The following is an 8,113-nucleotide window of genomic DNA, read 5'->3' as shown; positions in this document are numbered from 1 at the left end:
TTCACCACCGCGAAAAGACGGTTCCTCGAAGACTTCGAGTCCTTGATCCTGAACCCGCGCGGTTTCGATTACCGCGCTCAGTTCACCGGTCCTACCGGCGCCAATGCCGTGGAAGCCGCCTTGAAGCTCGCACGCAAGGTTACGGGACGCAACAACGTCGTCGCCTTCACCAATGGCTTCCACGGTGTTACGCAAGGCGCCTTGGCCGCTACCGGCAACCGGTATCATCGAATGGCGCCCGCGATCCAGCTCAACGGCGTATCGAGACTGCCTTTCGACGGCTATCTCGGCAAGGACGTCGACACCGCCGAAATTCTCGAGCGGATGCTGAACGACCCGTCCAGCGGCCTCGACTCACCGGCCGCGATCCTGCTGGAAACGGTACAGGGGGAAGGGGGCTTGAATGCGGCCTCGCCGTCATGGCTGCGGCAGATAGCGCATCTGGCCCAGTTGCACGGCGCTCTCCTGATCGTGGACGATATCCAGGCCGGCTGCGGCCGCACGGGCACGTTCTTCAGTTTCGAAGGTATCGGCATCGTCCCGGACCTCGTCACGCTGTCCAAGTCCCTGTCCGGCTTCGGCTTGCCCATGGCGTTGCTGCTGATCCGTCCGCAGCATGACCTTTGGCGGCCTGCCGAACACAACGGCACGTTCCGGGGCAACACGCACGCTTTCGTCACGGCCCAGGCCGCTCTCCGTAAATTCTGGGCCGACGACATCTTCTCACGTTCCATCCTGGATAAGGCAAGGCATGTCGGAGAACGTCTCACCGCCATGACGAACCTGATCCCGGGTTCCCGCGTCAAGGGCCGGGGCATGATGATTGGCATCGATGTCGGGTCGGGGGAACTGGCGGAAGCGATCTGCCGCCGCTGCTTCGAGGATGGCCTGATCATCGAGACTTCGGGCGCTTACGACGAAGTGGTCAAGATCCTGGCGCCCCTCACCACGCCCGACGATCTGCTCGATTACGGGCTGGACATCCTGGAATCCGCCATCCATGCGGCTCTCGCCGATCGCGCGGCCGCCGCTGCCGAGTGAGGTCATCACGCCGGCTCCGGCCCGCCTGATCGCCTGAAGAGCTTTTCAATTCGACCCCATCGATGCGTTCACGCCTGAGCTTCGCTTGCGGCGGCGCGGCACTGCGCCGCCGCTTTCCGGCAACTGGTTCGATGGCTCTGAACCATTCCAGGCTCAAAGCTGACAAGAAAGGCTGATGGTCATATCATGAACCAGACTGAGCAGGCTCTTGAGCGCTTCGCGCTTATTGGTGACGAAGACGCATACAGTACAAGAGCCGACTTCACTTTCAGCGACCCGGAAGAGGTTTTGACTTGTCCGGGCTATCCCCCCGAGATCCGATGGCAGCCGGGTGAGCGCCTCGATCACTTGTTTGAGAAACGCTTTTCCCTCCTGCGGGAAACCGGTGCTGGAAACCGCGTGGCGGTCACCGCCGAGGACGGCGAACTGAGCTACGACGACCTCGAGCGCCAAGCCAACCGGCTGTCCCGCCACCTGATCGCCTCGGGCGTCAGGCCGGGCGACAGGATAGGCCTCCTCTTCAGCCGGTCGGTCTGGGCCTATGCCGCAATGCTGGGCGTGATGAAGGCCAATGCCGCGTATGTGCCGCTCGATCCGGGATTCCCCAAGGACAGGATCGCCTTCATCGCGGAGGACGCCGGCATCAGGCTCGTCCTGACGACCGCCAGCCTGCGCGGCCACCTCGACACCCTGGCGGCCGAGGTGATCTGCCTGGACGAGGTTCAGCCCGCAATCGACAGGGAAGAGTGCACCGCCCTGGACCCTCCCGCCGAATCCCTTGCCGACGACCTCTGCTACATCATCTATACCTCCGGCTCGACCGGCAAGCCCAAGGGCGTCGCTGTCGAGCACCGCAGCATCTGCAACTTCGTCAGGGTCGCGGCCGAGGTCTACGGCATCATGCCGGAAGACCGCGTCTATCAGGGCATGACCATCGCCTTCGACTTCTCGGTCGAGGAAATCTGGGTCCCCCTGTATTCCGGCGCGACGCTGGTAGCAGCTCCCCCAGGCCCCAGCCTCGTCGGGCGCGACCTTTCCCAATTCCTGGAAGCCCGGCGGATCACGGCGCTCTGCTGCGTGCCGACCCTTCTCGCCACCCTCGACGACGACTTGCCCTCGCTCCGGTTCATCCTGGTTTCCGGGGAAGCCTGCCCGCAGAACCTCGTCGAGCGCTGGTACAGCCAGGGCAGGACCTTCCTCAACGTCTATGGCCCGACGGAAGCGACCGTCACCGCCACCTGGACCATGCTCGTCCCGGACAAGCCGGTCACGATCGGGGTGCCGCTGCCGACATACAAGATCCTGATCCTAGCCCCGGACGAACCCCGGCTGGTGGAGAAGGGCGGCATCGGGGAAATCTGCATCGCCGGCATCGGGCTGGCGCGCGGCTACGTCAACCGGCCCGACCTGACCGACAAGGCCTTCATCCCGGACTTCCTTGGGCTTGACGACAACCCGTCGGGGCGGATCTACCGGACCGGCGACCTGGGCCGCATCACGGACAAGGGCGAGATCGAATACCTCGGCCGGCTCGACGCCCAGGTCAAGATCCGGGGCTACCGGATCGAGCTGGCGGAGATCGAATCCGTCATCATGAGGGTGCCGGGGATCGCCCAAGCCGTCGTCGGCACCTTCCAGCCGGAACCCGGCACGGTCGAGCTGGTGGCCTACTATACGCTCCGCCACGACGTCGACCACCTCGACCGGGAAACGATCGTCGGGACCATCCGGGGCGACCTGCCTGCCTACATGCTGCCGGCCTTCTTCGAGAGGATGGACGCCCTGCCCATGCTCCCGTGCGACAAGGTGGACCGCAAGAGGCTGCCGCCGCCGTCGGGACCGCGGCACAGCGTCCGCAAAGCCGACTGCATCGCGCCGGCGAACGACACCGAAGCCGAGATAGCGCGCACCCTGATGGACCTGCTCAAACTCGAGCAGGTCTCGATGGACGACCATTTCTTCGACGACCTCGGCGCCAATTCCCTGCTGATGGCAAGGTTCTGTGCCCGGATCCGCGAAAAGCTGAACTATTCCGACGTGTCCATGCGGGAGGTCTACCTGCATCCCACACCTCGGGACTTCGCGGCCTTCCTCACCACCCAGGCCCACAGGAAGGCACCCACGGCGCCGGCCGAGCCGGTCCATGTCGCCCGCGATCTCGATTACTGGCTCTGCGGCGGCATGCAGTTGATCTTCTATTTCGTCTACTCGACGGCCCTGACCGCCGGACTTGTCCAGGGATATGTCTGGATCTCCGAGGCACACTCGGTCGCCGACACCTATCTGCGGTCCGCCGCCTTCGGCTCGGGCATGTTCCTCGCCATGGCTGCCCTCCCGATAGCGGTCAAATGGCTGGTCGTCGGCCGATCGCGGGAAGAGAGCATTCCGATCTGGAGCTCCGGCTATTTCCGCTTCTGGCTCATCAGGCGGATGATCCAGGCCAACCCGATGGTCATGTTCGTCGGCACCCCGCTCTACAACGTCTATCTCCGCCTGCTGGGGGCGAAGATCGGCCGGAACGTCGTGATCTTCTCCGGCGTCGTTCCGGCCTGCCCGGACCTTCTGTCGATCGGCGACGGCACGATCATCAAGAAGGACAGCAATCTGGTCGGCTACCGGGCGCGCGCGGGACTGATCGAGACCGGCAGGATCACGATCGGCCGGGACGCCTTCATCGGCGAGGCGACCGTCCTCGACATCGGGACCAGCATCGGCGACGGCGCACAGCTCGGGCACTCGTCGTCGCTGCACCAGGGGCAGGCCATCCCGGACGGCAAGCGGTATCACGGCTCGCCCGCGCGGGAGACGTCGGACGACTACCTGTCGGTCGAACCGATGCCGTGCGGCATCGTCCGCCGGGCCGCGTTCTCCGCCGCTCAAGCGGTCGTCCTGTTCGGCCTGACGCTGCCGCTGCCCCTCGTGATCCTGGATTCGCTGCTGGTATGGCTGGGTTTCGGCACCGGGGCTGAGGTCGCGGCCCATGTCGGCGCCCGTTTCAACGACCTGGATTTCCAGCTGACCCTGATCCAGATTTCGGCCGGAGCCTATTTCGGATTGATCGTCCTGGGCCTGCTGAGCATCGTCACGATACCGAGACTGCTCAACCTGTTCATGACGGAAGGAAAGACATATCCGCTATACGGCTTCCACTTCCTGGTTCACCGGGCGATTTCGAGCAGAAGCAACTCGTACTTCTTCAATCTCCTGTTCGGCGATAGCTCTTATATCATCTATTACCTGCGGGCCATCGGGTACAAGATATCGCTGAAAGACCAGACCGGCTCCAACTTCGGGGTGGCGCAGAAGCACGACACGCCTTTCCTGTGCGAGATCGGCAAGGGAACCCTGATCTCCGATGGTTTCTCCATGATCAACGCCGACTTCTCCAGCTCTTCCTTCAGGCTGAGGAGGGTCTCGGTCGGCGCCGACAGCTTCATCGGCAACAACGTCTTCTACCCGGCCGGCAGCAGGGTCGGCGACAACTGCCTGTTCGGGACCAAGACGATGGTGCCGGTCGGCGGACCGGAGCTGAAAGACGTCGGGCTGCTCGGTTCTCCCAGCTTCCAGATCCCGCGTTCGGTCGCCAGGGACAGGCAGCTGGAGCACTACCGCGACGGCCCGACCTTCAAGGACCGGCTGTTCCGCAAGAACATCTCCAACACCGTCACGATATTCCTGTACCTGGCATCGCAGTGGTTCTTCGTGCATCTGGTCATCCTCCTGAGTGCCGTCGAGATGGACCAGTATGCCGAATCCGGCTGGATCGCTCTGCTCGACTTCACGATGATCGTGCTGGTCCTGACGGTCGCGTACTATGCCCTGCTCGAACACGCCAGCATCGGTTTCCGCAAGCTGCGGCCGCAGTTCTGCTCGATCTACGACGATTACTACTGGAAGCACGAGCGTTTCTGGAAACTGAGCGAAGTCTTCTACCTGGACCTGTTCTCGGGCACGCCGTTCAAGGGGATGGTCTGGCGGCTGCTGGGCGTCAAGGTCGGCAGGAAGCTGTTCGACGACGGCAGCGGCATCCCGGAAAAGACGCTGGTGACGATCGGCGACAACTGCACGATCAACCGGATGGTCACGATCCAGGGCCACTCGCTGGAGGACGGCGCCTTCAAATCCGATTACATCCGCATCGGCGACGGCTGCACCATCGGCTACAACGCCTTCGTCCATTACGGCGTCGAAATGGAAGACAACGTGGCGCTCGGACCCGACAGCTTCCTGATGAAGGGCGAGCATCTGGCCGCCAACTCGACATGGCGCGGTAATCCCGCCAGAGAGATATGAGGAAAATCCCATGTCCGCATCCTTCCAACTCCGGCCGGAATCGATGCCGCTCTGCGGCCCGGCCGACACGATCGAACTGGTCGGTTCCGCCCAGGGGACGGGCCGCCATGCCGACCGCCAGGAATGGGTCTATGTAGCCGTGCATCGCGGCCATGGCCTCTGGACCCACGTCTATGACGTCGTCCATCTGCCCGGCGCCTTCGGCGAGGAAATCCGCCTGATCCGCGTCCTGCCCGGCGACCGCCGGGTGGAGGCGCGCAACTGGGCGCTGTCTGCGAAAACGGGAAAGTTCACCTTCACGGCCGAAGCGGACGAAGACGCCGTCCGCACCACACAGGAGCAAAGATGCCTCTTACCCGCAGAGCCTTGATGCTATCCACGGCAGCCGCCGGTCTTGCCGGTTTCGCCGGTCTTGCCGGCCTGATGATGCCCCCGGCGTTCGCGGCACGGGTCAATGGACGCCTGTCGCTGCCCGCCGGGATCTGGCGTTCGCGCACCACCGCCGACCTCTTCGCGGTGGGAGAGCGGGCATGCCGCACCTATACCCTCTACGACGACGCGGCAGCGCTGACCGATGAATCCGACCTGAGCGACGTCGAAGGGGAAGTTCTGGAAACCCGGCTGGACGACGAGGGCCACCTGGAAGTGGAGTATTGGGGGACGGTCACCCGGTTCCAGTACGAGCGGCTGGACGGCTGGCCGGCGCTGCCGCGCCTCGAGGACGACGCCTGGATATCCGATCCCAACCGGACGGTCGCCGCCTTCTTCGACATTCTGTCCGGCCATTTCGCCTTCGCCGCCGAGCGCGGGATCGACTGGTCGGCACTGCGGGCGCACTGCGACGCGGCGCTCCGGCGCGGTCCCGCCACCCAGACCCATCTGTTCGACGCGTTGGCGGAATCCCTGCGCGCCCTGGAGGACGGCCACGGATCGCTGAGGGGACTGGAGCGCTACGAGGACAGCCGCCCTTGGGAAGGACAGCTCTACCGTGCCTGGAAAGCCGCCGGCGGGCGGCCGGTCGATGGCGACTACTCGGACGGTTTCACCAGCGGCTGGCTCGACCATGTCAGGCGCCGCATCCTGTCCGGGTCCGGCCATGTCGCCGCCCACGACACCGTCGCCTGGGGACATCTGTCCGATGGGCTGGGCTATATCTCCCTGATGGCCTGCGAGGGCCTGTCCGATCACGAAGGGGGGCATGCCGACGTGCTGGCCGCCAGACAGGTCTTTGACCGCGCAGTCCGGGGCTTGGGTGACGTCCGTGGACTGATCGTCGATCTCCGCTGCAATCCCGGCGGCTGGGACCGGGTCTCTCTCACTTTGGCGTCGCACCTGACGGACAGAACAGTCCGCGCCTTCACCAAGCAGCCGGTGCGGCATGGCTCCGGCCTTCAAGTGCAAACGATCGAACTGGTGCCCGCCCAAGGCGCCCGCTTCACCGGTCCGGTTGCTGTTCTGACCAGCGATTCCACGGTCAGCGCAGCGGAAGTGGGGACGCTTGCCTTGCGCGCCTTGCCGAACACCCGGTCGTTCGGCCGTCCGACCTACGGCGCGCTGTCCGACCCTTACAAGTTCCGCCTGCCGAACGGCTGGAAGGGTGCTGTGTCGAACGAGATCTATCGGGCGTGGGACGGCGCCGTGTACGAAGGCTCAGGCATTCCCCCGGACCAGCCCTCCGCCGAGCCGTCGGCTCGGGACTTCTGGAGATCGATCGACGCTCAAACCACGGATGCCAAGACATGGCTGCTGGCGCTCTGAAGACGGCGAGGGGGACTCGCCTCATGAAGCGGATGCTGCTCGCCACGACTGCGGCGGTCGCTTGCCTGATGATCGCGCCATCAGCCGAAGCGCGCAGCGCTTCCCGCCCTGAACACGCCGTCGCCGCCAGCGTCGAAGCCGGCAACGGGGCCGGCGACGGGTTCGTCGCCGTGGCCCAGGCTGCACCCGCTGAGGACGATGAAGAGGACGACGAAGAGGACGACGAAGAAGAAAATGAGGATGAGGATCAGGATCAGGATGACAGTGACGACGACGAAGAGGACGAGGATGACGAAGAAGATGAAGACGACGGGAGCGCCACCGCCGATCCCGTGCCCGGCGCCGTCACCGGCGATCAGGATGATGTAACGGCTGATGATGCCGAGGATGAGGATGAGGACGAGGACGAGGACGAGGACGAGGAAGACGACCCGTTCCCAAGCGTTCCGGGAACCCTCAACGCCACGATAGGCGGCACGTCGACCTTCCAGGCCGGAGTATTCGGAGACCTCACGCGCGGCGTCCAGTTCCGCAACGAGACCGAACTGGACTTCAACATCCGGGGCAAAGCCGACAACGGCCTTTTATACGGCCTGAAACTTCAGTTGGAGACCACCACCGGCCACGAATCCAGTTCGGAATCGAGCTTCGGTGAGGCCTACGTCTATATAGGCGGCCCCTGGGGCCGGCTTGAATTCGGCGATACCGACGATGTCGTGGCCGGAGGGCTTTTGATCTACGCCCCCAGCGTCGGCATCGGACAGGTGGATGGCGACTACGGCAGCTTTTCCAGGCTGAGCCTGGATGACTACTATCCTTTCTATCCCGACATCGGGACTTCGACCAAGATCAACTATTACACCCCGAGGATCGCCGGCTTTCAGGCCGGCATATCCTATAGCCCGCACCTTTCCGACAACGGCCAGTCCGTCGTGGCCTTTCGACCCGGAAGGGTGCGTGCCACGACCGCCTCCGCTCCCTCGCGGAGCCTATCTTCGGCAAGCGCCATCCCCCGAACCGC

At 64.2% G+C, this 8,113-nt stretch carries 6 protein-coding genes; 5 read left to right on the top strand and 1 reads right to left on the bottom strand.

Going from position 1 to position 8,113, the window contains the following annotated elements; translation table 11 throughout:
• Positions 1-1,041 (top strand): diaminobutyrate--2-oxoglutarate transaminase (locus AC5JJ6_RS31365; protein WP_496045811.1); only part of this gene is annotated, 1,041 nt, incomplete at its 5' end.
• Positions 1,042-1,194: 153 nt separating this feature from the next.
• Here AC5JJ6_RS31365 and AC5JJ6_RS31360 read toward each other — a convergent pair.
• Entirely contained in the window at positions 1,195-1,494 is a 300-nt protein-coding gene (locus AC5JJ6_RS31360) for a hypothetical protein (RefSeq protein ID WP_496045810.1), read from the bottom strand.
• Between AC5JJ6_RS31360 and AC5JJ6_RS31355 the strand changes: the two genes are divergently transcribed.
• The 4 genes from AC5JJ6_RS31355 to AC5JJ6_RS31340 all read left to right on the top strand — a co-directional run.
• Complete coding sequence (locus tag AC5JJ6_RS31355) at positions 1,441-5,334, top strand: Pls/PosA family non-ribosomal peptide synthetase (protein WP_496045809.1); 3,894 nt, start codon at positions 1,441-1,443, stop codon at positions 5,332-5,334. The genes AC5JJ6_RS31360 and AC5JJ6_RS31355 overlap by 54 nt on opposite strands.
• Positions 5,335-5,344: 10 nt before the next feature.
• Positions 5,345-5,704, top strand: coding sequence for a hypothetical protein (locus AC5JJ6_RS31350; protein ID WP_496045808.1), 360 nt, complete (start codon positions 5,345-5,347; stop codon positions 5,702-5,704).
• Positions 5,704-7,092: a S41 family peptidase gene (locus AC5JJ6_RS31345; RefSeq protein WP_496045807.1), complete on the top strand. Its 1,389-nt coding sequence runs from the start codon at positions 5,704-5,706 to the stop codon at positions 7,090-7,092. Before AC5JJ6_RS31350 ends, AC5JJ6_RS31345 begins: the two co-directional genes overlap by 1 nt.
• The coding region (locus AC5JJ6_RS31340; protein WP_496045806.1) for a porin at positions 7,074-8,113 on the top strand (1,040 nt) is incomplete at its 3' end. The genes AC5JJ6_RS31345 and AC5JJ6_RS31340, both read left to right, overlap by 19 nt.

This window comes from Skermanella sp. (genome assembly GCF_059503625.1).
This window is presented reverse-complemented; position numbering and strand designations above follow the sequence as displayed.

What these genes read in the sequence shown, in the direction of transcription:
- AC5JJ6_RS31350 (WP_496045808.1), top strand. Translation starts at nt 5,345, where the DNA reads ATGTCCGCATCCTTCCAACTCCGGCCGGAATCGATGCCGCTCTGCGGC.
- AC5JJ6_RS31345 (WP_496045807.1), top strand. Translation starts at nt 5,704, where the DNA reads ATGCTATCCACGGCAGCCGCCGGTCTTGCCGGTTTCGCCGGTCTTGCC.